The 25,137-nt window shown below is 71.2% G+C and carries 20 protein-coding genes and 1 pseudogene; 16 read left to right on the forward strand and 5 right to left on the reverse strand.

Annotated elements, in window-relative coordinates:
* Positions 1 to 78: 78 nt before the first annotated feature.
* Genes F9C12_RS07475 through F9C12_RS07485 form a run of 3 tightly spaced genes read left to right on the forward strand, consistent with a single transcriptional unit; the run spans position 79 to position 2,327 of the window.
* Positions 79 to 876: a helix-turn-helix transcriptional regulator gene (locus F9C12_RS07475; protein ID WP_409465305.1), complete on the forward strand. Its 798-nt coding sequence runs from the start codon at positions 79 to 81 to the stop codon at positions 874 to 876.
* Between the two features lie 33 nt (positions 877 to 909).
* Positions 910 to 2,025, forward strand: coding sequence for a WD40/YVTN/BNR-like repeat-containing protein (locus F9C12_RS07480; RefSeq protein ID WP_409465306.1), 1,116 nt, complete (start codon positions 910 to 912; stop codon positions 2,023 to 2,025).
* Complete coding sequence (locus F9C12_RS07485) at positions 2,022 to 2,327, forward strand: MoaD/ThiS family protein (RefSeq protein WP_409465307.1); 306 nt, start codon at positions 2,022 to 2,024, stop codon at positions 2,325 to 2,327. Before F9C12_RS07480 ends, F9C12_RS07485 begins: the two co-directional genes overlap by 4 nt.
* 839 nt (positions 2,328 to 3,166) lie before the next feature.
* Here F9C12_RS07485 and F9C12_RS07490 read toward each other — a convergent pair.
* Positions 3,167 to 3,451, reverse strand: coding sequence for a DUF3140 domain-containing protein (locus tag F9C12_RS07490; protein WP_409466976.1), 285 nt, complete (start codon positions 3,449 to 3,451; stop codon positions 3,167 to 3,169).
* A 96-nt stretch (positions 3,452 to 3,547) separates the two neighbouring features.
* The gene (locus tag F9C12_RS07495; RefSeq protein ID WP_409465308.1) at positions 3,548 to 4,300 is read right to left on the reverse strand and encodes a FadR/GntR family transcriptional regulator; all 753 of its coding nucleotides are present in this window, start codon (positions 4,298 to 4,300) and stop codon (positions 3,548 to 3,550) included.
* Positions 4,301 to 4,354: 54 nt separating this feature from the next.
* On the opposite strand from F9C12_RS07495, the gene F9C12_RS07500 reads away from it, so the two are divergent.
* Positions 4,355 to 7,138, forward strand: coding sequence for an FAD-binding and (Fe-S)-binding domain-containing protein (locus F9C12_RS07500; protein WP_409465309.1), 2,784 nt, complete (start codon positions 4,355 to 4,357; stop codon positions 7,136 to 7,138).
* A gap of 4 nt (positions 7,139 to 7,142) precedes the next feature.
* Here the strand turns inward: F9C12_RS07500 and F9C12_RS07505 are convergent, their stop codons facing one another.
* The gene (locus F9C12_RS07505; protein WP_409465310.1) at positions 7,143 to 7,817 is read right to left on the reverse strand and encodes a GntR family transcriptional regulator; all 675 of its coding nucleotides are present in this window, start codon (positions 7,815 to 7,817) and stop codon (positions 7,143 to 7,145) included.
* 156 nt (positions 7,818 to 7,973) lie between these two features.
* On the opposite strand from F9C12_RS07505, the gene F9C12_RS07510 reads away from it, so the two are divergent.
* From F9C12_RS07510 to F9C12_RS07520, 3 genes and pseudogenes are all read left to right on the forward strand, one after another.
* Complete coding sequence (locus F9C12_RS07510; protein WP_409465311.1) at positions 7,974 to 8,849, forward strand: MaoC family dehydratase N-terminal domain-containing protein; 876 nt, start codon at positions 7,974 to 7,976, stop codon at positions 8,847 to 8,849.
* Between the two features lie 73 nt (positions 8,850 to 8,922).
* Positions 8,923 to 9,735: an enoyl-CoA hydratase/isomerase family protein gene (locus F9C12_RS07515; protein WP_409465312.1), complete on the forward strand. Its 813-nt coding sequence runs from the start codon at positions 8,923 to 8,925 to the stop codon at positions 9,733 to 9,735.
* A gap of 67 nt (positions 9,736 to 9,802) precedes the next feature.
* Positions 9,803 to 10,372 (forward strand): annotated as a pseudogene (locus tag F9C12_RS07520) (RNA polymerase sigma factor); the annotation flags it as partial.
* 634 nt (positions 10,373 to 11,006) lie between these two features.
* On the opposite strand, the gene F9C12_RS07525 reads toward F9C12_RS07520, so the two are convergent.
* Positions 11,007 to 11,771: a GntR family transcriptional regulator gene (locus F9C12_RS07525; protein ID WP_409465313.1), complete on the reverse strand. Its 765-nt coding sequence runs from the start codon at positions 11,769 to 11,771 to the stop codon at positions 11,007 to 11,009.
* 88 nt (positions 11,772 to 11,859) lie between these two features.
* Between F9C12_RS07525 and iolC the strand changes: the two genes are divergently transcribed.
* Genes iolC through F9C12_RS07550 form a run of 5 tightly spaced genes read left to right on the forward strand, consistent with a single transcriptional unit; the run spans position 11,860 to position 17,731 of the window.
* Complete coding sequence (gene iolC, locus F9C12_RS07530; RefSeq protein WP_409465314.1) at positions 11,860 to 12,807, forward strand: 5-dehydro-2-deoxygluconokinase; 948 nt, start codon at positions 11,860 to 11,862, stop codon at positions 12,805 to 12,807.
* Positions 12,804 to 13,670, forward strand: a complete 867-nt coding sequence (locus F9C12_RS07535; protein WP_409465315.1) for an aldolase — start codon at positions 12,804 to 12,806, stop codon at positions 13,668 to 13,670. Before iolC ends, F9C12_RS07535 begins: the two co-directional genes overlap by 4 nt.
* Positions 13,667 to 14,473 carry a 5-deoxy-glucuronate isomerase gene (iolB, locus tag F9C12_RS07540; protein WP_409465316.1) on the forward strand — a complete coding sequence of 269 codons (807 nt, stop codon included), beginning with the start codon at positions 13,667 to 13,669 and terminating at the stop codon, positions 14,471 to 14,473. The genes F9C12_RS07535 and iolB overlap by 4 nt, the downstream gene beginning before the upstream one ends.
* Complete coding sequence (gene iolD / locus F9C12_RS07545; protein WP_409465317.1) at positions 14,470 to 16,329, forward strand: 3D-(3,5/4)-trihydroxycyclohexane-1,2-dione acylhydrolase (decyclizing); 1,860 nt, start codon at positions 14,470 to 14,472, stop codon at positions 16,327 to 16,329. The genes iolB and iolD overlap by 4 nt, the downstream gene beginning before the upstream one ends.
* A gap of 43 nt (positions 16,330 to 16,372) precedes the next feature.
* Positions 16,373 to 17,731, forward strand: coding sequence for an MFS transporter (locus F9C12_RS07550; RefSeq protein WP_409465318.1), 1,359 nt, complete (start codon positions 16,373 to 16,375; stop codon positions 17,729 to 17,731).
* A 24-nt stretch (positions 17,732 to 17,755) separates the two neighbouring features.
* Here F9C12_RS07550 and F9C12_RS07555 read toward each other — a convergent pair whose 3' ends face one another.
* Positions 17,756 to 18,913 carry a DUF418 domain-containing protein gene (locus F9C12_RS07555; RefSeq protein ID WP_409465319.1) on the reverse strand — a complete coding sequence of 386 codons (1,158 nt, stop codon included), beginning with the start codon at positions 18,911 to 18,913 and terminating at the stop codon, positions 17,756 to 17,758.
* A 155-nt stretch (positions 18,914 to 19,068) separates the two neighbouring features.
* Here F9C12_RS07555 and F9C12_RS07560 point away from each other — a divergent pair, with 155 nt between their 5' ends.
* The 4 genes from F9C12_RS07560 to F9C12_RS07575 all read left to right on the forward strand — a co-directional run bounded on the left by F9C12_RS07560 (position 19,069) and on the right by F9C12_RS07575 (position 25,071).
* The gene (locus tag F9C12_RS07560) at positions 19,069 to 19,602 is read left to right on the forward strand and encodes a hypothetical protein (protein WP_409181271.1); all 534 of its coding nucleotides are present in this window, start codon (positions 19,069 to 19,071) and stop codon (positions 19,600 to 19,602) included.
* 8 nt (positions 19,603 to 19,610) lie between these two features.
* Positions 19,611 to 20,282 carry a two-component system response regulator CseB gene (gene cseB, locus F9C12_RS07565; protein ID WP_409465320.1) on the forward strand — a complete coding sequence of 224 codons (672 nt, stop codon included), beginning with the start codon at positions 19,611 to 19,613 and terminating at the stop codon, positions 20,280 to 20,282.
* The gene (locus F9C12_RS07570) at positions 20,279 to 21,469 is read left to right on the forward strand and encodes a sensor histidine kinase (RefSeq protein ID WP_409465321.1); all 1,191 of its coding nucleotides are present in this window, start codon (positions 20,279 to 20,281) and stop codon (positions 21,467 to 21,469) included. The genes cseB and F9C12_RS07570 overlap by 4 nt, the downstream gene beginning before the upstream one ends.
* 338 nt (positions 21,470 to 21,807) lie before the next feature.
* Complete coding sequence (locus F9C12_RS07575) at positions 21,808 to 25,071, forward strand: GH92 family glycosyl hydrolase (RefSeq protein ID WP_409465322.1); 3,264 nt, start codon at positions 21,808 to 21,810, stop codon at positions 25,069 to 25,071.
* Positions 25,072 to 25,137: the final 66 nt, after the last annotated feature.

Below are 25,137 nucleotides of genomic sequence, written 5' to 3' on the forward strand. Positions count from 1 at the left end.
TCGCTTCGCGGGCAGCCGACGTCCCGGAATTGTCGGTGCACGGATTTACCATGGCGGCACATCCGAGGAGGTGTGCACATGCGGGACGCCGTGTTCGAGGCGGCGAGGTTCCTGGCCGCCGGACGCACCCGGCAGCTCACGCTCGAGGACGTGGCCGACCACGTCCGCTACAGCCCGTTCCACCTGGCGCGCGCGTTCGAGCGGGAGATCGGCCTGCCGCCGGGGAAATTCCTTGCCGCGCAACGGTTCCAGCTCGCCAAGGAGCTGCTGCTGGACACCGGCGAGAAAGTGGTCGACATCTGCCACGAGGTCGGGTTCTCCGCGCCGGGCACGTTCACCACGCGGTTCACCGCGGCGGTCGGGGTGAGCCCGCACCGGTTCCGGCAGCTGCCCGGCCTCCTCGCCGAGCACCCGCCGGAACCGGTGCGGGTGGCGGGCCCGGACTGCGCCGGCGGGGCGGTCGCCGGCCGCGCGCTGCTGAGCCCGGCCGCGGTGGCCGCGCTCGACGGAGCGCCCGCGGTGTACGTCGGGTTGTTCGCCTCGTCGTCGGCGCGCGGCGTGCCGGTCAGCGGCTCGCTGCTCGGGCCGGACCTGGAGTTCGCGCTCGTCGGCGTGCCCCCGGGCACCTACCGGCTGCTGGCCTGCGCGCTGCCGTCGGCCGCGGATCCGCGCGCGCAGCTCGCGCCGAGCGTGCGGGCGGTCGGCTCGGCCGCGCGGCCGGTGCGGATCCGGGCCGGGCCGGTGCCGCTGCGCCAGGACGTCCGGCTGGACGTCGCGCCCTCGTGGTCGCCTCCGGTGCTGGTCGCGCTGCCGCCGCTGGCGTCGCCGGGAGCGCAAGAATGGAGAGGCGGCGCGCGACTGGCGAAGTTAGGTTAGGCCAGGTCAGAAGGCCGTTGTCAGGGAGAAGCCATGCCTGGAGTTCGAGTACTGGTCGGCACGCGCAAAGGCGCGTTCATCCTCACCTCGGACGAGGGCCGCACGCGCTGGGAGGTCGACGGGCCGCACTTCGGCGGCTGGGAGGTCTACCACGTCGCCGGCTCGCCCGCGGACCCGGACCGGCTGTACGCGTCGCAGTCCACGTCGTGGTTCGGCCAGCTGATCCAGCGGTCCGACGACGGCGGGAAGACGTGGAACCAGGTCGACCACGACTTCGCCTACGAGGGCGGGGCGGGCGAGCACCTCTGGTACGACGGCACGCCGAAACCGTGGGAGTTCACCCGGATCTGGCATCTGGAACCGTCGCTGACCGACCCGGACACGGTGTACGCGGGCGCGCAGGACGCGGCGCTGTACCGCAGCACCGACGGCGGGAAGAGCTGGCGGGAGCTGACCGGGCTGCGCAACCACGCGTCCGGGCCGGGCTGGCAACCCGGCGCGGGCGGGCTGTGCCTGCACACGATCATCCTCGACCCGCGGAACTCGAAGCGGATGTTCGCCGCGATCTCGGCCGCGGGCGCGTTCCGCAGCGACGACAGCGGCGAAACCTGGCAGCCGATCAACCGCGGCCTGCACTCCGACGGCATCCCGGACCCGGACGCCGAGGTCGGGCACTGCGTGCACCGGATCGCGCTGCACCCGGCGCGACCGGACGTGCTGTTCATGCAGAAACACTGGGACGTGATGCGCTCGGACGACGCGGGCGACCACTGGCGGGAGATCAGCGGCAACCTGCCGAGCGACTTCGGTTTCCCGATCGCGGTGCACCCGCACGAACCGGAAACGGTGTACGTGGTCCCGATCCACAGCGATTCCGAGCACTACCCGCCGGAGGGCAAGCTGCGCGTGTACCGCAGCCGCACCGGCGGCGACGAATGGGAGCCGCTCACCGCCGGCCTGCCCCAGGAAAACTGCTACGTGAACATCCTGCGCGACGCGATGGCCGTGGATTCCTGCGACGAGGCGGGCATCTACTTCGGCACCACCGGCGGACAGGTCTACGCGTCGAACAACGGGGGCGACAGCTGGACCCCGATCGTGCACGACCTGCCCGCGGTGTGCTCGGTCGAGGTGCAGACGCTGCGATGACCACGCTCGTGCGCGTCAAGCTGCCCACGCACCTGCGCCGCCTGGCGAAGGTCGAGGGAGAAATCCGGCTGCCGGTCGAGGACCCGCCGACGCGGGACGCCCTGCTGGACGCGCTGGAACGCGCCTACCCGCAACTGCGCGGCACAGTCCGCGACACGACCACCGGCCGGCGCCGCGCGTTCGTCCGGTTCTTCGCCTGCGAGGAAGACCTGTCGAACACCGCCCCGGACGCCACGCTGCCCGCCGAGGTCCTGTCCGGAGCCGAACCGTTCCTGATCATCGGAGCCATGGCGGGCGGCTGACCCACGAACCACCGGCCGAGGGGAAGAACCCCGGGCCTCGGTGCGTCGCGGGGGCGCACCGAGGCCTGGGGCTTACTGGGCCGGGTTGTGCCTGGTCGCGCTCGGCCGCGCTGGTCGCTGCCAGGCGGGAGGAGCACGGCTGACACGCGGAGCCGGTCGAGGAGGAGCGTCAAGCGGGGATCTCCCCTCGCGCTGGCATGCCCTACGGCATTCGGCACGCACCCGCGCTCCATGCTGCCGCAGCACGGCCGCACTTGAGGCATCCCGCACGGGGATCTCCCTCCCGCTGGGCATGCCGCCCCTGCCGCATCCAGCACGCCCCACGCCCCCGCAGCACAGCCGCACTTGAGACGTCCCGCGCGCGGTTTCTCCTCCTGCGGCCGTGCTGCCCCTGCGCGTTGCGCGCCCGCGCGCGCCACGCCGCCGCAGCACGGCCGCACTTCAGGTATCCCGCACGGGGATCTCCCCACCCGCTGGACGTGCTGCCCCTGCCGCATTCAGCACGCGCCCCACGCCCCCACAGCACAGCCGCACTTCAGACGTTCCGCACGGGGATTTCCCTCCCGCTGGGCATGCTGCCCCTACGCATTCGGCGCGCCCCGCGCTCCACGCCGCAGGAGCGCGGCCCGCTTCGGACGTCCCACGCTCAATCCCGCGAGGCGCGGCGGCCGACCTGCCGGAGGCGGCCCTCGCCCGCTCTCGGCGCGGCCGTCACTCTGCCCCAGGCAGCCGGTTCCCCAGCAACACCGACCGCCACCGCCCGCGCGGGAACAAGCGGCAGCCGAGCGGGATCAGAGTTCATCCACCCGCGGCTCTCCGCCCAAGCCAGCCGCCCCGGATCAGCCCCGCACCGGTTTCACCGGGTCGTGGCCCAGAGACATCAGCCCCTGCCGCCACCCCGCGTCGCCCGCTACCGGTTCCAGGTCGTCTCTGCGCGAGGCGTGCACGCGGTCCACCACGTCGCGCATCACCTCGGCGTCCGCTTCGTTCACGTCCGACCTGCGTTTGCCCAGGATGGCCAAGACCTTGCGGCCGGTGGCGGGGCCCGCCTGGTCCGGCAGCGGTTCGGTGTCCGGTCCGGCTTCCCGGGTGCGCAGCCAGTCGGCCAGTTCTCGCGAGGTCATGTTCACTACGCGGTGGAATTCCGTCCACAGCTCGTCGTCCACGGTCTCGTGCGTGGCCACGTCGATCACCTCCCGGCGTCGTCGTCGCGAGGGCGGTTACCCGGACGGCCGGGCGGCAAACCCGGGCAGTCTCGAGTCCACATAGGACCGGGCTCGCGCGGCGATCCGTGCCAGTGCGGCACACGCCGGTTCCGGCGAGCACCTCGCGACGCCCTCCGCGATGGTCCGGTGGTCCTCCCACGATCGGGTGAGATCGCCGTGTTCGGCGAGTTCTTCGCGGAGCCGGTCGGCCATCAGGCGGCGCAGCGGCGCGCGGATCGCGAGCATGCTGCGCAGCAGGATCCGGTTGTGCGCGGCTTCGGCCAGCGCGACGTGGAACTCCGCGTCCGCTTCAAGGAACCGGTCCCGGTCGGTCGAGGCCGCCGCCATCCGGTCGACCAAATCCGTCAGAACCGCCAGCTCGGCGGAGGTCCGGCGGCGGGCGGCAAGGCCGATGACGGTCGATTCGATCGCCTCCCTGGCCTCGACCAGCTCCCGGTACTCGGCCGCGTCCGAAGCGCCCAGCTGCCACGGCACGAAACCGCCGGCCTCGGGTTCCAGCACGAACGTCCCGACCCCCTGGCGCGTCTCGACCCAGCCGCGCGCCTGCAGCGTCCGGACTGCTTCGCGGACGGTCAGCATCGACACCCCGGCCGAGGCCGCGAAGTTGCGCAGCGACGGCAGCGCGGTCCCGGGCGGCCATTCGCCGCCGAGGATTTTCCGGGTCATCTCTTCGACCAGCGAGTCCACCACGCTCACCCGGCGCACCCTGGCCAGCTCCGGCGGCGGTCCCCTCCGTCCCGAGGTCATCGGGCCAGCGTACGGATTGACGGCACTGTTTCAAACACCTAAGTTCAGGCCGGGATGCCCACCGAAACCGATCTGCTCGCCGACCTCCGCGCGAACGTGCGCGGCGAGGTGCACGCCGACGTCCGGCGACGCGCCGAGTACTCCACCGACGCGTCGAACTACCGAGTCGTCCCGCGGGTCGTCGTGCTGCCCCGGGAGACCGGCGACGTTCTCGCGGCCCTCGAGATCGCCCGCCGCCACGGCGTTCCGCTGACCAGCCGCGGCGGGGGCACGTCGGTCGCGGGCAACGCGATCGGGCCGGGCATCGTGCTCGACTTTTCCCGGCACCTCAACCGCATCGTCGACCTCGACCCGCAAGCGCGGACCGCGGTCGTCCAGCCCGGTGTCGTCCTCGCCGACCTGCAGCGGGCCGCCGCGCCGCACGAGCTGCGCTTCGGGCCCGACCCGTCCACGCACGCCCGCGCGACGCTCGGCGGCATGATCGGCAACAACGCCTGCGGTCCGCACGCGATCGCCTACGGCCGCACCGCGGACAACGTGCGCGAACTCCGCGTGGTCGACGGCACCGGACGCCGGTTCGCCGCGGGTCCGTCGGACACGGTGCCGGGCCTCGCGGAGCTGATCGACACCCGGCTCAGCCTGCTGCGCACCGAATTCGGCCGGTTCAGCCGCCAGGTCTCCGGCTACTCGCTCGAACATCTGCTGCCGGAGAACGGCCGGTCGCTGGCCCGGGCGCTGGTCGGCACCGAAGGCACGCTGGCGGTCACGCTGGAGGCGACCGTCGACCTGGTCGACATCTCCCCCGCGCGGCTGCTGGTCGTGCTCGGCTACCCGGACATGGCGACGGCCGGCGACGTGGTGCCCGGGTTGCTGCCGCATCGCCCGCTGGCGGTCGAAGGACTCGACGCGCGGCTGGTCGACCTGGTGCGCAACCACCGCGGCGACGTCCCGTCGCTGCCGGAAGGCGGCGGCTGGCTGATGATCGAGGTCGGCGGCGAAACGGAAGCCGAGGCCCGGCACCACGCCGAGCGTCTTGTCGCGGACTCCCAGGCGCTCGACCACGTCGTGCTGGCCCCGGGCGCCGAGGCCGCCGCGATGTGGCGGATCCGCGAGGACGGGGCCGGGCTGGCGGGCCGGACCCCGGCCGGCGAGCAGGCGTGGCCCGGTTGGGAAGACGCGGCCGTCCCGCCCGAACGGCTCGGCGCGTACCTGCGGGATTTCGACGCGCTCCTGGACGAATTCGGCCTCGAAGGACTCCCCTACGGCCACTTCGGCGACGGTTGCGTGCACGTCCGGCTCGGGCTGCCGCTGGAACGCGACGCGTCGGTGTTCCGCGAGTTCATGACCGCCGCCGCGGACCTGGTCGTCGGCTACGGCGGCTCGTTCTCCGGCGAGCACGGCGACGGCCGGGCGCGCGGCGAACTGCTCCCGCGGATGTACTCGGCCGAAACGATCGAACTGTTCGGCGCGGTCAAAAACCTCTTCGATCCCGACGACCTGCTCAACCCGGGCGTCGTCGTCCGGCCGCATCCGCTCGACGCCGATCTCCGCCGCCCGCAAGCACGTCCGCTCCCGGTCGTCGCGGGCGGATTCTCCTTCGCGCACGACGGCGGCGACTTCACCCGCGCCGTGCACCGCTGTGTCGGGGTCGGGAAATGCCGCGCCGACAACCGGTCCGCCGGCGGGTTCATGTGTCCGTCCTATCTCGCCACTCGCGACGAAAAGGACAGCACGCGCGGCCGGGCGCGGGTGCTGCAGGAAGTGGCGAACGGTTCGCTGGTGTCCGGCTGGTCGGACCGCGCGGTGCACGAATCGCTCGATCTCTGCTTGTCGTGCAAGGCCTGCGGCAGCGACTGCCCGGCCGGAGTGGACCTGGCGCAGTACAAATCCGAAGCACTGCACCGGAAATACCGGAACCGGCTCCGTCCGGTCTCGCATTACACCCTGGGCCGATTGCCGGATTGGCTTCGCCTGCTGCACCGGATCCCGGTGCTCGGCCCGCTCGTCGGCAACGCGCTGATGTCGCTCCGGCCGGTCGAGAAGGTCCTGTTAGCACTGTCCGGAGTGGACACCCGCCGCCGCGCGCCGAAGTTCGCCCGCCGTTCGTTCACCCGGTCCCGGCGCAGGATCCGCGAACAGGGACCGGAAGTGGTGCTGTGGGCGGATTCCTTTTCGGACGGGATGGACACCGAGGTCGCCGAAGCGGTCGCGGCGGTGCTCGCCGACGCCGGATACCGCGTGCTGGTCCCGCCGCGCCGTCCGTGCTGCGGACTCACCTGGATCACCACCGGACAGCTCGACACCGCCCGCCGGAAGCTTCGCGATCTCGTGCACACCCTGCGCCCGTACGCGCAGGCCGGGCTCCCGATCGTCGGCGTAGAACCGTCGTGCACCGCTGTCCTGCGGTCCGATCTGCTGGATCTGTTCCCGGACGATCCGGACGCCAAAACCGTCTCCGGCGCGGTCACCACCCTCGCCGAACTCCTCGCCAAGACCGAAGGCTGGCAAGCGCCCGATCTGTCCGGCGTCACCGTGGTCGCGCAGCCGCATTGCCACCACCACTCGGTGCTGGGCTTCGAGGCCGACCGGGCGCTGCTCGCCGCGACCGGGGCGGAACTGCGCACTCTCGCCGGATGCTGCGGCCTGGCCGGGAACTTCGGCATGGAACGCGGCCACTACGACATTTCCGTTGCGGTAGCGGAGAACGCGCTGCTTCCGGCCCTGCGGGAAAACCCGGACGCCGTGTTTCTCGCCGACGGTTTCTCCTGCCGCACGCAAGCCGACCAGCTGGCCGGGGTGCGCGGGGTCCACTTGGCACAGCTGCTGAAGCGACACTGACGAATCAGCGGTCCCAGAAGCCTTGTTTCTCCAGCAAGGCGACCGCGCGCTCGCCGCCGTCCGAGAAGTGTTTCTCCACAATGGACCGTGCCCGCGAGGCCGACCGGGCGCTGAGCGCGTTCAGGATTTTCCGGTGGTCCTCGTGCGCCTTGCCCGGCCAGTCCTCGTGCGCCTCGTAAAACCCGTGCGACACCGTTTTCGCCAGGATGCCCAGGATCGAGACCAGCCTGCGGGAGTCGGCGGCGTGGTTGATCCTGCGGTGGAACTCGAAATTCAGCCGTTCCTGCTCGGCCCGGTCCGCTCCGGACTCCATCCGGTCCGCGAGATCGCGCAGGGCCTGAAGGCTTTCCGGCGACAGGTTTTTCGCCGCGCGCTCCGCCGCCAGCCCGGACACGAGGCCGAACACGCGGTAGTGGTCGCGGATGTCGTCTCGGGTCATCCGGGCTACGAACGCGCCTCGGCGCGCGATGTGCTCCACCACGCCTTCGTGGTCGAGGGTGATCAGGGCTTCGCGGATCGGCAGTTTGCTGATGCCGAGTTCGTCGGCGAGCGCTTCCTGGTCGATCTTCTCCCCGGCCCGCAGCTGACCGGAGAAAACCCGTCGCCGGATCTCGTGCGCGGCCAGCGCTTTCAGGTTCGCCGGACCGCGGCGCGGTCCCGCGCCCGTGGTTTCGGGCATCGCCTCCCCCTCCGGCACACGTCTTCCGGACAAAGTATTGCACAAGCCGTGCTTCTGCCGGCCCGCTCATCCCTGCTGTTCGAGCGGGTCGCCCGGCGCATTCCTGATAAGGTTTTCAGCCGACCGCCTCGCCCGCGACAGGATCTGAGGAACCCCATGCCCGAACCGGAAGCCTGGGAACCGCACGCCCTCGTCGGCGAAGAGGTCGTCGAACCCGGTCCCGTCGCCTCGCTGGCCGCGCTGTTCGACAACGGGCTCCCCGCGCCGCGCGAAGGCGACGCCCTGCCGCCGCTGTGGCATTGGGTCGCGCTGCCGCGCTGGCCGGTGTCGTCGCGGCTCGGCCTCGACGGCCACCCGGTCCGCGGCGGCTTCCTTCCGCCGGTGAACCTGCCGCGCCGGATGTTCGCCGGAGGCGAGGTCGTGGTCCATCGCGCGCCGCGGGTCGGCGAGACGGTGCGCCGACGCTCCATTGTGGACTCAGTCGCCGAGAAGTCCGGCCGTTCCGGGAAACTGGTGCTCGTCCAGGTGCGCACGGAACTGTCCGGAATGGACGGAACACCGTACCTCGAGGAGCGCCAGGACCTGCTGCACCGCGAGGCCGGGCCGTCCTCCGCGCCCGCGGTCCCGGAAACCGCCGCGGCGCTCGAGCCGGTCGGGTCGCCGTTTCGCCGGACCGACGGGCAGACGTGGGAATTCGCCACCGATCCGACGCTGCTGATGCGTTTCTCCGCGGCCACCGCGAACGCGCACCGCATCCACTACGACTGGCCGTACGCGACCCGGGTCGAGGGCTATCCCGGCCTGGTCGTGCACGGGCCGTTGATGTCGCTCGCGCTGGCCGAGGTGCTGCGGCTCGACTCCCCGGCCTCGCGGGTGCGCCGGATCAGCCACCGCAACCACGCTCCGCTGTTCTGCGGGCAGCCCGCGCAGCTGCGGGCCAGCCCCGGCGCCGGTTCGGTCGCGCTCGACCTGCTCGGCCCGTCCGGACCGAGCACCAGCCTCGCCGTCGAACTGTCCGAAGACGGCGGGTGACCTCGGCTCTGGCGGCGACGTCCGCACCGATGGCAGGCTGGCCCAGGTGTTCCGGACGACGGAGGGAAGCCGAATGAGCCGCTACGCGCAGTTCGAGAACCTGCGGGTCGACGGGCCGGACGAGGACGGCGTCGTCGAACTCGTCCTGGACGCGCCGCACCTCAACGCGGTCAGCGACGCCGCGCACGGCGAACTCGCCGGCATCTGGCGCGAGTTCGACCGCGACCCCGAGGTCAAGGCCGTCCTGCTGCGCGGCGAGGGCAAGGGCTTCTCCGCGGGCGGATCCTTCGACCTGGTCGAGAAGCTGACGAACGACTTCGAAGCCCGTTCCCGGACCATGCGCGAGGCCCGCGACCTGGTCTACAACGTCATCGACTGCTCCAAGCCGACCGTCTCCGCGATCCACGGCCCGGCCGTCGGCGCGGGCCTGGTCGCCGGGCTGCTGTCGGACATCTCGGTGGCCGCCGCCAATGCCAAGATCATCGACGGCCACACCCGGCTCGGCGTGGCGGCGGGCGACCACGCGGCGGTGTGCTGGCCGCTGCTGTGCGGGATGGCCAAGGCCAAGTACTACCTGATGACCTGCCGTCCGATGAGCGGGGCCGAGGCGGAGCGGATCGGGCTCGTGTCGCTGTGCGTCGAGGAGGAGGCCGGGCTGCTGCCTGCCGCGCGGGAGATCGCGCACGAGCTGGCCAACGGCGCGCCGAACGCGATCCGCTGGACCAAACAGAGCCTCAACCTCTGGTACCGCCAGCTCGCGGGCGCGATCTTCGACTCCTCGCTGGCACTGGAGTTCTACGGCTTCGCCGGTCCGGAGGTGCGCGAAGGCCTCGCCTCGCACCGGGAACGCCGCGAGCCGGACTTCACGAGGGTGCACGAGTCCTAAGTAGACAGTCGACGGCCGCGCTGCTCTAGGATCGGCGGTCGGGGACAGGCGGATCGGCGGGGGGAAGATGACCGGGACAGCGGACAGTGTCGGCCGTTCGGCGGACGGGGAGCGGCTGGACGTCGCCCTGCGCGAGGCGAAGGCCGGGAACCAGTCGGCGGCGAAGGCCCTGGTCGAGGACCTGACGCCGATCGCCTGGCACGTGGCGCGGGCGCAGGGGCTGAGCACGCAGGACACCGAGGACGTGCTGCAGACGACGTGGCTCGAGCTGTTCCGGAACGCCGACCGGCTGAAGAATCCCCGTTCGCTGACCGCCTGGCTGATCGTCACCACCCGCCGCGAAGCGGCCCGCCGGCAGGCCCGGCCGGTCCCGCTGAGCGACGAGGTCGCCGAAACCCTCGAAAGCGACCTGCCCGGCCCCGAGGAGGAGGCGCTGCGCGCCGACCGGGACCGCCGGGTCTGGAACGCCTTCCGCCGGCTGCCCGACCGCTGCCAGGAGCTGCTGCGGCTGACCGTGCTCGCCGGCCGCGCCGACTACCAGCTGATCGCCGAGGTCATGCACCTGCCGCGGGGCAGCGTCGGGCCGACGCGGGGCCGCTGCCTCGCGATGCTGCGCGAACTCCTCGCCGAGGACGGCGAACCGGGCAATCAGGAGGAGCTGCGCGGCCGGTTGGACGGCGTGCTGGACAAGGCCGACCCGGCTCCCGGCGACCTGCCGTCCCGGATGGCGGTCGCGGTGACCGCCCGCACCCGCGCGCTGGACCGGCACTGCTTCGTCTACGTCTCCGGCGACGATCACGCGGCCGCGGAACGGCTCGCCGCCGCCGTCACCGAGGTGTTCGCGCAGCAGGGCATCGAAGCCGTCCCGGACGGGCCGCCGGTGATCTCGTCCTGGGCGCAACGGTTCACGCTGCGGGCGAGGCGCTCGCTGACCCGCGAGGAGGTCAGACAGCGGCTGCAGAAGGTCGAGCACGCCGTCGAGGTCGTCGCTTTGCAGAAACCGATGAGCGAGGTGAACGCCCAGCACGCGGACGCGGCGAACAAACTGCTTTCCGCCGCCGCGGCGTGCGACAGTTTCGTCGCGCTGGTCGGTTCGCTGCTGCTGGTGAAGCACACTGACGAAAACGGCCGGGTCACCGCGTTCACGCAGACGCTTTCGGTCGCGCAAGTCCGGGCACTGGAACAGAATCAGCATCTGCTCAAGTCGCCGGCCGAGTTGCTGGCGCGGCTGGAGGAATTGTCCTGCCCCGCCGAATCGGCGGCGGAGATTTCTACTGCGGACCGTGCGTCAGCGGGAGATTGAACGAATACCGCGAAGCCCGGTAAACGTGCCAGCCGTATTCGACCACCCGGCCCGTTTCGTCGTACGTGGTGCGCTGCATGGTCAGCAACGCCGCGCCGGGCGGTTCTTCCAGCAGCTCCGCGTCTTCTTCGGTCGCCAGGCGCGCGCCGATGTTCTGCTGGGCCGAATGCAGCCGGATCCCGGCCCGTCGTAACAGCTGGTAGAGCCCCTGGGAACGCAACTCCTCGTCCTCGACGTCGAGAACGCCGTCCGGGAGGCAGTTGTTCATGATCGCCAGCGGTTCGCCGCCGGCGCGGCGGATCCGCTTCAGCCGGCGGACCTGCTTCAGCCCGGGTGCTTCCAGGAGCGCGGCGGTCTCGGCGCCGGCCGGTTCCACGCGGTTGAGCAGCACCTCCGACGACGGCGTCTCGCCCAGCCCGGCGAGGTCTTCGAACAGGCTGCTCAGCCGCAGCGGACGGGTGACTTTCGTGCGCACCACCTGGGTGCCGACGCCGCGTTTGCGCACCAGCAGACCCTGGTTGACCAGCGACTGAATCGCCTGCCGCACCGTCGGCCGGGACAGCCGCAGCCCGGCCGCGAGGTCGAGTTCGTTCGCCAGCCGGGAGCCCGCGGGAAGGCGGCCGTCGTCTATTGCCGCCCGCAGCTGGCGGGCTACCTGGAAGTACAGCGGCTCGGGGCTGGCCGGGTCCACCGCGATCCCGCGGACCGGGTCCCAGGCCGGGCTGGTGGTCATCGCCGAAGCCTACCGCATATGTCCGTATGTCTTGACAAAGTCCGCGCGCACCGGGCACGGTCGGGGCACAGCCTGCGAGGAGGACGCGATGACCACGGGGTTCGACCTCGTCACGATGGGCCGGATCGGGGTGGACCTCTACCCGCTGCAGACCGGCGTCGGACTGGAAGACGTCACCTCGTTCGGCAAATACCTCGGCGGCAGCGCCGCGAACGTCGCGGTCGCCGCCGCCCGATACGGCCGCTCCTGCGCGGTGATCACCAAAACCGGCGACGATCCGTTCGGCCGGTTCCTGCGCCGCGCGCTCGCCGGGTACGGCGTGGACGACCGGTTCGTCGGGACCTCGCCGCACCTGCCGACGCCGGTCACGTTCTGCGAGGTCTTCCCGCCGGACGAGTTTCCGCTCTACTTCTACCGGTTCCCGAAGGCCCCCGACCTCGACCTCTCCCCCGGCGAACTCGACCTCGACGCGATCCGCGGCGCGAAAGTCTTCTGGGCGACGGTGACCGGGCTGTCGCAGGAGCCGAGCCGCAGCGCCACGCTCGCCGCGCTGGAAGCCCGAGGGCGTGAGAGGCACACCGTGCTCGACCTCGACTACCGGCCGATGTTCTGGGAGTCCCGCGAGCAGGCGCGCGAATGGGCGGGCAAGGCGCTGGACTACGCGACGGTCGCGGTCGGCAACCTCGACGAATGCGACACCGCGGTGGCTCTGCGCGAACCTCGCGACGCGGCGAAAGCGCTGCGGGACAAGGGTATCTCCCTCGCGGTGGTGAAGCAGGGACCGAAGGGCGTGCTCGCGGTGGACGACACCGGCGAAGTGGAGGTGCCGCCGGTTCCGGTGGAGGTGGTCAACGGCCTTGGCGCGGGCGACGCGTTCGGCGGCGCGCTGGTGCACGGGCTGCTGGCGGGCTGGGACGTCGAACGGGTCATGCGGTTCGCGAACGCCGCGGGCGCGCACGTCGCCGGGGAACTCGCTTGTTCGGACGCGATGCCCACGGAAGAACAGGTCCTGCGCAGGCTCGGAGGGACGGAATGAACACCGTCGAACGCATCGTCACCACCCGGGTCCACGATCCGGACGCCATCGCCGAAGCCGCCGCCGCCCGGATACCGGCGCGATCGCCGTTCAACGACAAAGGCGTGGCGATGATCATCGCCGCCGACCACCCCGCCCGCGGCGCGAACGCCGTCGGGGCCGATCCGCTCGCGATGGCCGACCGCGGCGAACTGCTGGAACGGCTGTGCCTCGCGCTGGAACGCCCGGGCGTCACCGGCGTGCTCGCGACGCCGGACGTGATCGACGACCTGCTGCTGCTCGGCGTCCTCGACGGCAAGACCGTCCTCGGCTCGATGAACCGCACCGGACTCGCCGGGTCGAGCTTCGAGATCGACGACCGGTTCGCCTGCTACGACGCGGAAACCATCGCGCGCATGCGGTTCGACGGCGGGAAGATGCTCACCCGGATCTGCCTGGACGACCCGGCGACGCCGGGCGTGCTGGAGAACGCCGCGAAGGCCGTCAACGCGCTCGCGGACCGGAAGCTGCTCGCGCTGGTGGAGCCGTTCCTGTCCGGATGGGTCGACGGGAAGATCAAGAACGACCTCTCCCCCGGCGCGGTCATCCGGTCGGTCACCATCGCGTCCGGCCTCGGCCGGTCGTCCGCCTACACCTGGCTGAAGCTGCCGGTGGTCGCCGAGATGGAGCGGGTGCTGGCCGCCTCGACGCTGCCCGTCGTGCTGCTCGGCGGCGAGGTGGCCGATCCGGACGCGGCGTTCGCGTCCTGGCAGGAGGCGCTCGCGCTGCCGACGGTGCAGGGGTTGGTAGTCGGGCGTTCGCTGCTCTATCCGCACGACGGCGACGTGGCCAAGGCGGTCGACACGGCGGTGGGGTTGCGGTGAACCAGTTCAGTGTCGTGATCACGCCCGAATCGGCGGGCTGGGGTTTCTCCGGCCTGCGCGTGCTGGAACTCGACGGCGCCGAGACCGTCTCCACCGGCGACGCGGAGACGCTCGTGCTCCCGCTGTCCGGCAGCTGTTCGGTGTCGGTCGACGGACAGAAGTTCGACTTGGCCGGTCGTGCTAGCGTGTTCGATGCGGTCACCGATTTCGCTTACCTGCCAAGGGATTCCGAAGCTGTACTGACCGGCCGAGGAAGGTTCGCGCTGCCCTCGGCGAAGACCTCGAAGCGGCTGCCCGCGCGCTACGGGCCCGCTTCGGGGGTGCCGACCGAACTGCGCGGCGCGGGGAATTGCAGCCGTCAGGTCAACAACTACTGCCTGCCGCACACCTTCGACGCCGACCAGCTGCTCGTCTGCGAAGTGCTCACGCCGGGCGGGAACTGGTCGTCCTATCCGCCGCACAAGCACGACGAGGCGCGCGAGGGCGAGAGCGAGCTGGAGGAGATCTACTACTTCGAGGTCGCCGGCGGCGGGATGGGCTACCAGCGGGTCTACGGCACCGAGGAACGCCCGATCGACGTGCTGAAGGAAGTCCGCACCGGCGACGTCGTGCTGATCCCGCACGGCTGGCACGGTCCGTCGATGGCCGCGCCCGGCTACGACCTGTACTACCTGAACGTGATGGCCGGGCCCGGCCCGGAGCGGGCGTGGCTGATCTGCGACGACCCCGCCCACGCGTGGGTCCGCGAGACCTGGGAATCGCAGGCCGTCGACCCGCGGCTGCCGTTCGGAGGCGCACGATGAGACTGACCACCGCACAAGCCCTGGTGCGGTTTCTCGCCAACCAGTACTCCGAACGCGACGGCGTCGAGCACCGGTTGATCCCGGGCTGCTTCGGGATTTTCGGGCACGGCAACGTCGCCGGGCTCGGCCAAGCCCTGCTGCAGGCCGCGCCCGCCGGAATCCTTCCGTATTACCTCGCGCGCAACGAGCAGGGCCAGGTGCACGCCGCGACCGCGTTCGCGAAAATGCGCAACCGGCTCCAGACCTTCGCCTGCACCGCGTCCACCGGCCCGGGGTCCACGAACATGATCACCGGGGCCGCGCTGGCGACCGCGAACCGGCTGCCCGTGTTGCTGTTGCCGAGCGATGTTTTCGCTGGCCGCGGCCCCGATCCAGTGCTGCAGCAGCTGGAAGACCCGCGCTGCGGCGACGTGTCGGTGAACGACGCGTTCCGCCCGGTGTCGAGGTACTTCGACCGGATCACCCGGCCCGAACAGCTGATCCCGGCCGCGCTCGCCGCGATGCGGGTGCTGACCGATCCGGTGGAGACCGGCGCCGTCACCCTCGCGCTGCCGCAAGACGTCCAGGCCGAAGCGTACGACTGGCCGGAAGACTTCTTCCGCCGCCGCGTCTGGCACGTCGACCGCCCGGTGCCCGCGCCGGAAGCCGTGGCCCGCGCCGCGGAACTGCTGCGGTCGGCGAAGGCTCCGCTGCTCGTCGCGGGCGGCGGCGTCGTGTACTCCGAAGCTTGGCCGGAACTCCGCGCGTTCGCCGACGCCACCGGGATTCCCGTCGCCGACACGCACGCGGGCAAGGGCGCGGTGCCGTGGGACCACCCGTGCGCGGTCGGCGGTTTAGGCTCCACCGGCACTTCCGCCGCGAACACGCTGGCCGCCGACGCTGATGTGGTGCTGGGAATCGGCACCCGGTACAGCGACTTCACCACCGCTTCGCACACCGTGTTCGGCAACCCGGACGTGCGGTTCGTGAACCTCAACGTCGCCCGCTTCGACGCCGCGAAACACTCCGCCGAGATGGTGGTCGCCGACGCCCGGCGCGGGCTGGAAGCGTTGTCGGCCGCGCTGTCCGGCTGGCAGGTCTCCGCCGCCCATCGCGCGCGGACCCGGCAACTCGCCGGCGAATGGAACCGCGCCGCCGACGCCTGCTTCGATCTGGGGCACGCGCCGCTGCCCGCGCAAACCGAGATCCTCGGCGCGCTGAACCGCTCGCTCGACGACCGCGATGTCGTCATCAACGCCGCCGGGTCGATGCCCGGCGATCTGCAAATGCTGTGGCGGGCCAGAGATCCCAAGGCCTACCACGTGGAATACGCGTACTCGTGCATGGGATACGAGGTCGCCGCGGGCGTCGGGGCGAAGCTGGCCGCGCCGGACCGCGAGGTGGTCGTGCTCGTCGGCGACGGGTCGTACCTGATGATGGCGCAGGAGATCGTGACGCTGATCGCCGAGCGGCTCAAGGTGATCATCGTGCTGGTGCAGAACCACGGGTTCGCTTCGATCGGGTCGCTGTCGGAATCCCTTGGCTCGCAACGGTTCGGCACGGCGTATCGGTATCGCGCCGACAACGGATTGCTGGACGGCGACGTGCTGCCGGTCGACCTCGCGGCCAACGCGGCCAGCCTCGGCGCGACCGTCCTCCGCGCGTCCACTGTGGACGAGTTCCGGGCGGCGATGAAGCAGGCCAAGGCGAATCCGGTCACGACGGTGGTGCACGTGGAGACGGATCCGCTCGCGCCCAATCCGCCCGGCTCGGCCTGGTGGGACGTTCCGGTGAGCGAAGTGTCCGAGCTGGACTCCACGCGCGCGGCTTACGAGACTTATGTCGCGGAAAAGCGGAACCAGCGGCCGTATCTTTGACGCTTCGGTCCACACCGAACGGTTTCCGCGTCATCCTGGTCTGGTGACCGCAACCACCTCCGCACGCACGCAACGGCTGGCGCTGATCGCGCTCTGCCTGCCCTTTTTCGTGGTCCAGCTCGACGCGACCGTGGTGAACGTCGCCGTCGAAGCGATCCGGCGCGACCTCGGCGGCGGGCTGGGCGGCGAACAATGGGTGATCGCCAGCTACACCGTCGCCCTCGCCGCGGGCATGCTCACCGCGGGCTCGCTCGGCGACCGTTACGGATCGCGCCGGATCTGCGTCCTGGGGACCGTCGTGTTCGGCGCCGGGTCGGCGCTGTGTTCGCTGGCCCCGGCCCTTCCGGTGCTGATCGCCGCGCGGACGCTGCAGGGGATCGGCGCGGCCGCGTTGCTGCCGTGTTCGCTGGCGCTGATCGTCCGGCAGTTCCCGGAACCGCGGGCGCGGGCGCACGCACTCGGCGTGTGGGGCGGCATCGCGGCCATCGGCCTCGCGACCGGCCCAGTGGCGGGCGGAATGCTCATCGCACTGGCCGACTGGCGCGCGATCTTCTGGGTCAACGTTCCGTTCGCCGCCCTCGCCATCGTGCTGACCTGCCGGTACGTCGTCGAATCGCCGCCGAGGGACCGCCGCCTCGACCCGTACGGGCTCGTCCTCGGCACCGTCGCCCTGTCCGCGCTCGCCGGCGGGCTGATCCAGGTCGGCCGCTCCGGCTGGGCCCTCCCGCTGATCGCCGCCGGGGTGCTGGCCGGGGTCGCGTTCGTGGCGGTCGAGCGGCGCCGCCGCGATCCGATGCTGCCGTTGGCGATTTTCTCGTCCCGCCCGTTCTCCGCCGCGAGCACCGCCGGGCTGCTTTTCAACTTCTGCTTCTACGGCACCCTGCTCTGCCTGTCGCTGTTCCTCCAGGGCCCGCTGCACCAGAGCGCGTACGCGACCGGCATGCTGACGCTCCCGCTCACCGTCGCGATCGGCATCGGAGCCACCGCCAGCGGACGGCTCACCGCCCGTTTCGGCGCCCGCGTCCCGATGCTGACCGGCTTCAGCCTCGCCGGGCTCGGCGCGGTCCTGCTGGCCGCCGCCGACTCCCTGCCGCTGGTGGTAGCGGGCGGCGTGGTGCTGTGCTGCTGCTCGATCGCGATGCCCGCGATGACGTCGGTCGCGATGTCGACGCCTCCGGAGGAGCACACCGGCCTGGCCAGCGGAGTGCTGAACACCGCCCGCCAGACCGGCGGCGCGCTGGGCACCGCGGTGCTCGGCACGCTGCTGAGCGCGGGCTCGACGATGTCGCTGAGCGTCCCGATGACCGTGGTCGCCCTCGGCTACGCGGCGGCGGTCGGCTGCACTCTGCTGGCCACCCGCCGACGCCCGCCGGCCGCCTCGGCGGTCCGTGAGGGACGCTGATTCCCGCACGGACCGGCCCCGCGGTCACGGCACGAGCAGCGTCGCCCGGTGCACCAGCCATTCCAGCGGACCCCGCCGCCGCCAGTGCCGCCACGCCGCCGAGGCGGCCAGCATCACCGCGACGACCGTCGCCAGGAACACGAACGAATACGGCTTCGGCACCAGCTTCAAGACCGCGAAATGCGCCGCGTACCAGGTGAACGCCATCCCGCCGGCCGCGGCGAGCGGCCACAGCGCACGACGGCCGAGCGGGCGGTCCAAGGCGATCAGCAGCCCGCCGAGCAGCACCATCGCCACGCCGATCATGAGCACGATGCCGAGCGGGCTGGTGGCGTACAGCGAGCCGTCCGCCGGCATCGCCAGGAGCACCTGCCACGGCATCGCGGGCGGCGGGGTCGTCGCGATCGCGTCGGCTCCGCCCAGCGGATAGGTAGCGATCCACGAACCGAGGGCCGACGCCGAAGCGAGCACGAAACCGGTGTACAGCAAGCGGATCCGGACCCGGTGCGCGCGAAGGTCGAGCCGGCCGATCGCCATTCCCGCCAGCGCCAGCGGCAGGCCGTACGCGACCTGGAAGCCGCCGCCGGACAGCAGCATCCCCGTGAAGAACTCGCCCCACTGCCCGGGATGCCCGAGGATCGCCAGCCCGCTCGCTGTGCCGGATCCGGAGCGCAGCCAGTCGGAATGGGCGTTGAACACCCAGAACGCGTAAAGCGTCACCGCCGGAACGGCGATTCCGGAGAGAACGGACAACGTCCGCGCGCGCAACCGGGTCAGCGGCAGCAGGAGGAGCAGGAGCACCGCGTAGTACTCGATCACCGAGCTGCCGTACTCGTCGATCGCCAGGCTGAGCAGGAACAACACCACCGCCCGGACCGCGAGCCTGCCGCGGGCGCGCCGCTGTTCGTTCCCGCCGTACGGGGTCGCGCCGCCGGTCATCAACGCCGCGGACAGCCCGAACAGCAGCACGAACAGGCTCATCGCCCGGGACGACGTCTGCACGTTCAGCCAGGCCAGGATTCCCGGGGCCTGGTCGGGCGGGCCGCCGCGCAGCCAGCCGCTGGCGAAGAAGTGCTCGACGAACACCCCGACGATCGCCAGCGCGCGGACCGCGTCCACGCCCAGCAGCCGTCCCTTCGGCACCCGCGTTTCCGCCGGGTCCCGCACCGTTTCCGTCCTCATCGGACTCCTCTCCCTGCTCGGTTCCCGGCCAAGGTAGGAACGGCGGATCACCGCCAGCCTCGCTCCGCGTCGCGGCTGTCCGGAGGAAACCCATCGGTCTCGTAACAGCGCTTCCCGAGCAGCGCTCGGACGGCACAATGGCTACTGTGCGAAGCATGCGGAGGACAGTGGTCGCGGCGGTCGCGCTGCTGTCGCTCACCGCTTGCTCCGATGTGGACGGTGTGCGCGTCGCCGGACCGGCTCCGCCGGCAGCAGCCACCCCGGCACCGGCGAACAACCCGCGCGGCCCGAGCGTGGACGCCGTCGCGCTGCTGCGCGCGGACCCGACGGTCAGCGCGCGGACCAAGGCGGCGCTGCGCCCGTGCCCGAGCGGGCCGATCGCCGGGTCGTATCCGGTCAGCACCGCCTACCACGAGCTGACCGGCGAGGTCGACGTCGTGGTGAACGTCTACCCGTGCGCCGCGGCCGGGGCTCCCGGCACCGGCAGCAGCGGCGCGACCGGCGTGCCGGTCAGCGCGTACCTCGGCGGCTACGTCTACACCGTCACCGGGAAACAGCTGTTCAAGCTGGAGAACTCCGGTGCGCTGCTGACCGTGCTCGACGGGCGGCTGGCCACGATGTCGGCGACCGGGCCGGACAACGGGGTCGCGCGCTACCGCTGGACCGGCAACGGGTTTTCGCCGGAGTGAGAGGGGACATGACGCGGGTACTGCTCGTCGAGGACGACGACGTGATCCGGGAGGCGACGCAGCTCGCCCTCGAACGCGCCGGATTCCAGGTGTCGGCGGCCGCGGACGGGCTCGCCGGGCTCGACCGGTTCCGCGCTCAGCCGCCGGACGTGGCGCTGCTCGACGTGATGCTGCCCGGCCTCAACGGCGTCAGCCTGTGCCGCCGGATCCGCGAGGAAAGCCGGACGCCGATCCTGATGGTGTCGGCCCGCGACGACGCGGTCGACGTCGTGCTCGGGCTCGAAGCCGGGGCCGACGACTACGTCGTCAAACCGTTCGACACCGCGGTCCTGATCGCCCGGATCCAGGCGGTGCTGCGGCGAAGCGGGTGGTCCGGCCCCGAGGAGGACGCGTTCGTCCGGTTCGGCGACCTCGAAATCGACCGCGCCGGGCTGGACGTGCGCCGGGCCGGGCAGCCGGTGGACCTGACCCCGACCGAACTGCGGCTGCTGCTGCGGTTCGCCGAATCGCCCGGCATCGTGCTCAGCCGGGACACTTTGCTGGCAAGCGTGTGGGATTACGCGTGGGGCGGCGATACGCGGGTGGTCGACGTCCACGTGCAGCGGCTGCGGGTGAAAATCGGGCAAGACCGGCTGCGGACCGTGCGCGGCTTCGGATACAAGCTCCGCGCCGAGCCGTGAAACTCCTCCCGGCCACGCTTCGGTGGCGGCTGACCGCGGCGGTGGCTCTCGTGTCGGCCGCCGTCGCGCTGACGTTGAGTTTGCTGGTGCATCAGCAATTCGCGCGCACCCAAGCCGATCAGGCGCGGCGTGCGCAGGACGAATGGATCCAGCTGCTGCTGCGCAATCCGGGCGTCGACGGCCAGTTCGACGATCCGGCGCTGCCCGCTCCCCTGCGCGACGCCGTCCGCGGCGGCAACCGGGCGACCTTTTTGGACGGAGGTGTTCTGTGGGCCGCCGCCGAAACGGGCGGGCACGTCGTTTCGGTGCGGGCCAGCTATGCGGCGCAAACGCAGGCACTGGCCACTTTGGACCGGGAATTGCTGGCGGGTTCGGCTGTGGTGACCGTCGCCGGGGCGTTGCTGGGCGTCGTGCTCGGCGCCGGGATGGCGCGCCGGCTGCGGCGGGCCGCCGACGCCGCCCGCGACGTCGCGAACGGCGCTCCGGCCCGGGTGCGCGACGCGATCGGCCCGCGTCCGCGCGACGAAGCGGCGGACCTCGCGCAGGCCGTGGACGCGATGGCGGACGCGTTGCAGGCGCGGTTGGCCGCGGAGCAACGGGTCACCGCGGACATCGCGCACGAACTCCGGACGCCGGTCACCGGTTTGGTGACCGCGGCCGAGCTGTTGCCGCCCGGCCGTCCGGCGGAACTGGTCCGCGACCGGGTGGCGGCGCTGCGGTCGCTGGTGGAGGACGTCCTGGAGGTGGCCCGGCTGGACACCGCGGCCGAACGGGCCGAACCGGCGGACATCGACCTGGCGGAGTTCGTCCGGCGGCGGGTGCCGGACGCGGCCGCCCCGGTCGCGGTCCGAGTGCGGACGGATCCCCGGCGGCTGGAACGGATCCTGGCGAACCTGCTGTCGAACGCGGCCAAGCACGGGGAGCCCCCGGTGACGGTGGAGGTCGCCGGCCGGTGCGTCGTGGTCGGCGACCGGGGGCCGGGATACCCGGAGGTGCTGCTCCGGGAGGGCCCCGCCCGGTTCCGGACCGGCACGGACTCCCGCGGCGGCGGGCACGGGCTGGGGCTGACGATCGCGGTCGCGCAGGCGCGGGTGCTGGGAGCGGAGCTGGAATTCTCGAACCTCCCCGACGGCGGGGCACGGGCGGTGCTCCGGTTGCCGGAGACGGCTGGGCCGGACGGCGAGTGACGGGCTCGTGCGGCGGTGCGGTGGTTCGGTGGTGCGGTGGTTCGTGAGGGGAACCTTCACGGACTCAGACACCAACCGTCCGGCTGCGCACGGCGCGGAGGTCTGTGAGAGAAGCCTGCACGGACGCTGATTCCCCCCAGGGTTCCCCTCCCAGACCTCAGCAGAGCTGCGCAACCCGCCTCGGCCAGCGAACTCGACGCACCCCACGGGCACCCCGGAAGCTGTCCCGTTGTCGGCCTTCTCAAACCCTCGGCGGGATGACAAGCTGCTCACCAGCCGGTCGTCTTCGCATCGGCTCGCACGATGACAACGTTGTCAGCCCTGGAGGTAGCGCGTCCATGTGGTCGCAGAAGAGACGGGTGGCCGCGGTCGCGGCGGCGGGGTTCGCGGCGGCCGGGCTGGTGGCCGGCACGCCGGCGAGCGCGGCCGCGGCGGCGGATCCGGTGTCGCTGGTCAACCCGTTCGTCGGCACGCAGAACTTCGGCAACACCTTCCCCGGAGCCAGCGCTCCCTTCGGCATGGTCCAGGTCAGCCCGGACACCGGCGGCCAGGGCGGCTACGACTACCAGCAGAACGCGATCTACGGCTTCAGCCAGACCCACCTCTCCGGAGTCGGTTGCGGGGTGATGGGCGAACTGCCGGTCATGCCGACCACCGGGGCCGTCGATTCCGTCGACAAGAACTCCTACAAATCCGAGTACCGCCACGACGACGAGAAGGCCGAACCCGGCTACTACCGCGTCGGGCTGAAGAAATACGGCGTCGGCGCCGAGCTCACCGCTACCCCGCGCACCGGCTGGCAGCGCTACACCTTCCCGTCGACCGGCCAGGCCAACGTGCTGTTCAACACCGGCCAGGCGAACCAGTCCGTGAAGGATTCCGAAATCCACGTCGTCGGCGACCGGACCCTCGAGGGTCGCGTGCGCGCGGGCGGTTTCTGCGCCGGGCACGACGAGCACACCGTCTACTTCACCGCCACTTTCGACCGTCCGTTCGCCTCCTACGGCACCTGGCGCGGCAGCACCCGCACCGCGGGCAGCCGCGACGCCGCGGGCACCGGCGGCAATGGCGCGTGGGTCAGCTTCGACGCCAGCGCGGACCACGATGTCGTCCTGAAAGTGGGGCTTTCCTACACCGGTCTGGCTGGCGCGCGGGACAACCTGGCGAAGGAAACCAGCGACAGCTACGACTTCGACGCCACCCGCGCCGCGTTGCGCAAGCAGTGGGCGGACCGGCTCGGTGCGATCAAGATCAGCGGCGGCACCACCGAACGGCAGACCGCCTTCTACACCTCGCTCTATCACGCGCAGCTGCACCCCAACCTGGCTGGCGACCTCAACGGCGATTACGCGGGTTTCGACGGCAAAGTCCACCGCGCCAACGGCTACACGCCGTATCAGAACTTCTCGCTCTGGGACACTTATCGCCCGCAGAACCAGCTGCTCGAGATGCTGGAACCGCAGGTAGCCCGGGACGTCGCGCTGTCCGTGCTGGCGATCGGCCGCGACGGCGGCTGGCTGCCGAGATGGGCGCTGGCGGGCAGCGAAACCAACATCATGACCGGCGACCCGGTGACGCCGTTCCTCGTCGAAGCGTGGTCGAAGGGCTTGCTGGCCGGGCATGAGGACGAGGCGTACGCGCTGCTCAAAAAGAACGCGACCAGTACGCCACCCGCCGATTCGCCGTACAACGGGCGCTCCGGCGTGAAGTACTACAACGACCGCGGCTACCTCCCGAGCGGACTCACGCTCGGCAAGGACTGCGCGGCCAAGGGCGGCGACAATGACTGCGAGCACCCGACGTCGGCGACCATGGAATACTCCGCCGCCGACGCCGCGCTCGCGTTGATGGCCAAGGGCTTGGGCCACCAATCCGACGCGCGCATGTTCGCCGACCGCGGACAGTGGTACCGCAACGTGTGGAACGCCGCCGACAAGCAGTTCCGGCCGCGCACCACCGACGGCACCTGGCTCACGCCGTACGACCCGGTCGACGCCGACCATCAGTTCCACGAAGGCGGCGCCTACCAGTACCAGTGGCTGGTCCCGCAGGACCCGGCCGGGCTCACCGAGCTGATGGGCGGCAGGCAGGCGACCGAAAAGCGGCTCGATTCCTTCTTCGCTTACGACAATCTGCTCAAGGACCCGGCGGGCACCGCGCGCAAGGACTGGATCGCCAGCCCGTACGACTACTACGCCAAGGCCACCTACAACCCCAACAACGAACCCGACCTGCTTTCCCCGTATATGTACAACTGGGTCGGCGCGCCGGCGAAGACCGCGACCGTCGTCCGTGCCGCGATGACGCTGTTCACCACCGGACCGGACGGCATGACCGGCAACGACGACCTCGGCACGATGTCCGCCTGGTACGTCTTCTCCTCGCTCGGCCTCTACCCGACGATGAGCGGCGCGAACTTCCTCGCCGTGTCCAGTCCGCAGTTCGCCTCGGCGACTGTCCGGATCGGACAGTACGAAGGCCGGCAAGGCGGCACGCTCACCATCACCGCGCCGGGTGCGAGCGACACGAACCGTTACGTGCAAAGCGTTTCCCTCAACGGGCGCGACATCCGGCAGACCTGGCTGGACTGGTCCGCGGTCGCGCACGGCGGCGATCTCGCCTACCAGGTCGGTGCGACGCCGTCCCGCTGGGGCACGCAGCCGGGCACGGAACCGCCGTCGGTGAACAAGGCGGCCGGCGATCTCCGTCGGCACGTGGACGCGACGCTGCGGCCGAGTTCCGTTGTGCTGCCTCAGCAATCTTCATCGCAGACAGTCCACTTGAGCCTGGACGTGCTGGGCCAGAATCCCGGGACCCAGCCGGTCTTCGTGACCTCGTCGGCACCGTCTGGCTGGCGGGTGCAGACCGAACCGTTGCAGCTGTTGTGGTCCTTCCGGCTGCCGACCCAGAAGACCGCACCGGTGACCGTGACCGTTCCGGCGAACACCCCAGTCGGCACGTATTCGGTGCAGCTCAAGGCATCCGGGCCGGGAGCGAACACCGTCACCCGCACCGCGAGCATCGAAGTCCGGGAACCGACGGTGTGCGCGGCGACCTCCGGAACCCAGTGCGCGGTCGATCTCAGCCACGACCGCAATCACGACGGGACCGCGACCGTCACGGCGTCCACGGAGGGCAACTTCGACGGCAGCGGCTGGAGTTACGACGCTGACCTGCTGCCGCCAGCAGGAACCTTCGTCCACAATGGAGTCACCTATGCGGCACCAGACCCTACCGGCACCGCGGCGAACTTCGTGGAAGCACGCGGGCAATCGCTGCTGCTGCCCGCCGGAAAGCACCAGGCGGTGCGGCTGATCGGCTCTTCGCACAACGGGCCGGTGTCCACGTCGCTGACCGTGCACTACAGCGACGGATCCAGCGCGGATCTCCCGGTGACGTTCGGCGACTGGGCCGGTTCGACGCCGTCCGGCACGACCGTCGTGCTCGACCTGCCGCACCGCATCAAGGCGGGCAGCGGGGTCGACGGTCCGCCGGTGCGGCTGTTCGGTCTCGCAGCCACAGTGGACGGAAGCAAGACCGTCCAGTCGGTGAGCTTGCCGAACGACCCGCGCGTCCAGCTCTACGCCATTACGCTGGCCTGAGCCCGGCCGGGTTCGCCGGATCCCTCCCCTAGTCCGGCGAACCCGGCCATCCCCCCTCTTCCCCCA

The organism is Amycolatopsis sp. GA6-003, assembly GCF_046267895.1.
GTDB lineage: Bacteria > Actinomycetota > Actinomycetes > Mycobacteriales > Pseudonocardiaceae > Amycolatopsis.

Excerpts from the sequence above, each read along its gene's own strand:
- F9C12_RS07475 (WP_409465305.1), top strand. The coding sequence starts at position 79 with ATGCGGGACGCCGTGTTCGAGGCGGCGAGGTTCCTGGCCGCCGGACGC.
- F9C12_RS07480 (WP_409465306.1), top strand. The coding sequence starts at position 910 with ATGCCTGGAGTTCGAGTACTGGTCGGCACGCGCAAAGGCGCGTTCATC.
- F9C12_RS07485 (WP_409465307.1), top strand. The coding sequence starts at position 2,022 with ATGACCACGCTCGTGCGCGTCAAGCTGCCCACGCACCTGCGCCGCCTG.
- F9C12_RS07490 (WP_409466976.1), bottom strand. The coding sequence starts at position 3,451 with ATGACCTCGCGAGAACTGGCCGACTGGCTGCGCACCCGGGAAGCCGGA.
- F9C12_RS07495 (WP_409465308.1), bottom strand. The coding sequence starts at position 4,300 with ATGACCTCGGGACGGAGGGGACCGCCGCCGGAGCTGGCCAGGGTGCGC.
- F9C12_RS07500 (WP_409465309.1), top strand. The coding sequence starts at position 4,355 with ATGCCCACCGAAACCGATCTGCTCGCCGACCTCCGCGCGAACGTGCGC.
- F9C12_RS07505 (WP_409465310.1), bottom strand. The coding sequence starts at position 7,817 with ATGCCCGAAACCACGGGCGCGGGACCGCGCCGCGGTCCGGCGAACCTG.
- F9C12_RS07510 (WP_409465311.1), top strand. The coding sequence starts at position 7,974 with ATGCCCGAACCGGAAGCCTGGGAACCGCACGCCCTCGTCGGCGAAGAG.
- F9C12_RS07515 (WP_409465312.1), top strand. The coding sequence starts at position 8,923 with ATGAGCCGCTACGCGCAGTTCGAGAACCTGCGGGTCGACGGGCCGGAC.
- F9C12_RS07525 (WP_409465313.1), bottom strand. The coding sequence starts at position 11,771 with ATGACCACCAGCCCGGCCTGGGACCCGGTCCGCGGGATCGCGGTGGAC.
- iolC (WP_409465314.1), top strand. The coding sequence starts at position 11,860 with ATGACCACGGGGTTCGACCTCGTCACGATGGGCCGGATCGGGGTGGAC.
- F9C12_RS07535 (WP_409465315.1), top strand. The coding sequence starts at position 12,804 with ATGAACACCGTCGAACGCATCGTCACCACCCGGGTCCACGATCCGGAC.
- iolD (WP_409465317.1), top strand. The coding sequence starts at position 14,470 with ATGAGACTGACCACCGCACAAGCCCTGGTGCGGTTTCTCGCCAACCAG.
- F9C12_RS07555 (WP_409465319.1), bottom strand. The coding sequence starts at position 18,913 with ATGAGGACGGAAACGGTGCGGGACCCGGCGGAAACGCGGGTGCCGAAG.
- F9C12_RS07560 (WP_409181271.1), top strand. The coding sequence starts at position 19,069 with ATGCGGAGGACAGTGGTCGCGGCGGTCGCGCTGCTGTCGCTCACCGCT.
- cseB (WP_409465320.1), top strand. The coding sequence starts at position 19,611 with ATGACGCGGGTACTGCTCGTCGAGGACGACGACGTGATCCGGGAGGCG.
- F9C12_RS07575 (WP_409465322.1), top strand. The coding sequence starts at position 21,808 with ATGTGGTCGCAGAAGAGACGGGTGGCCGCGGTCGCGGCGGCGGGGTTC.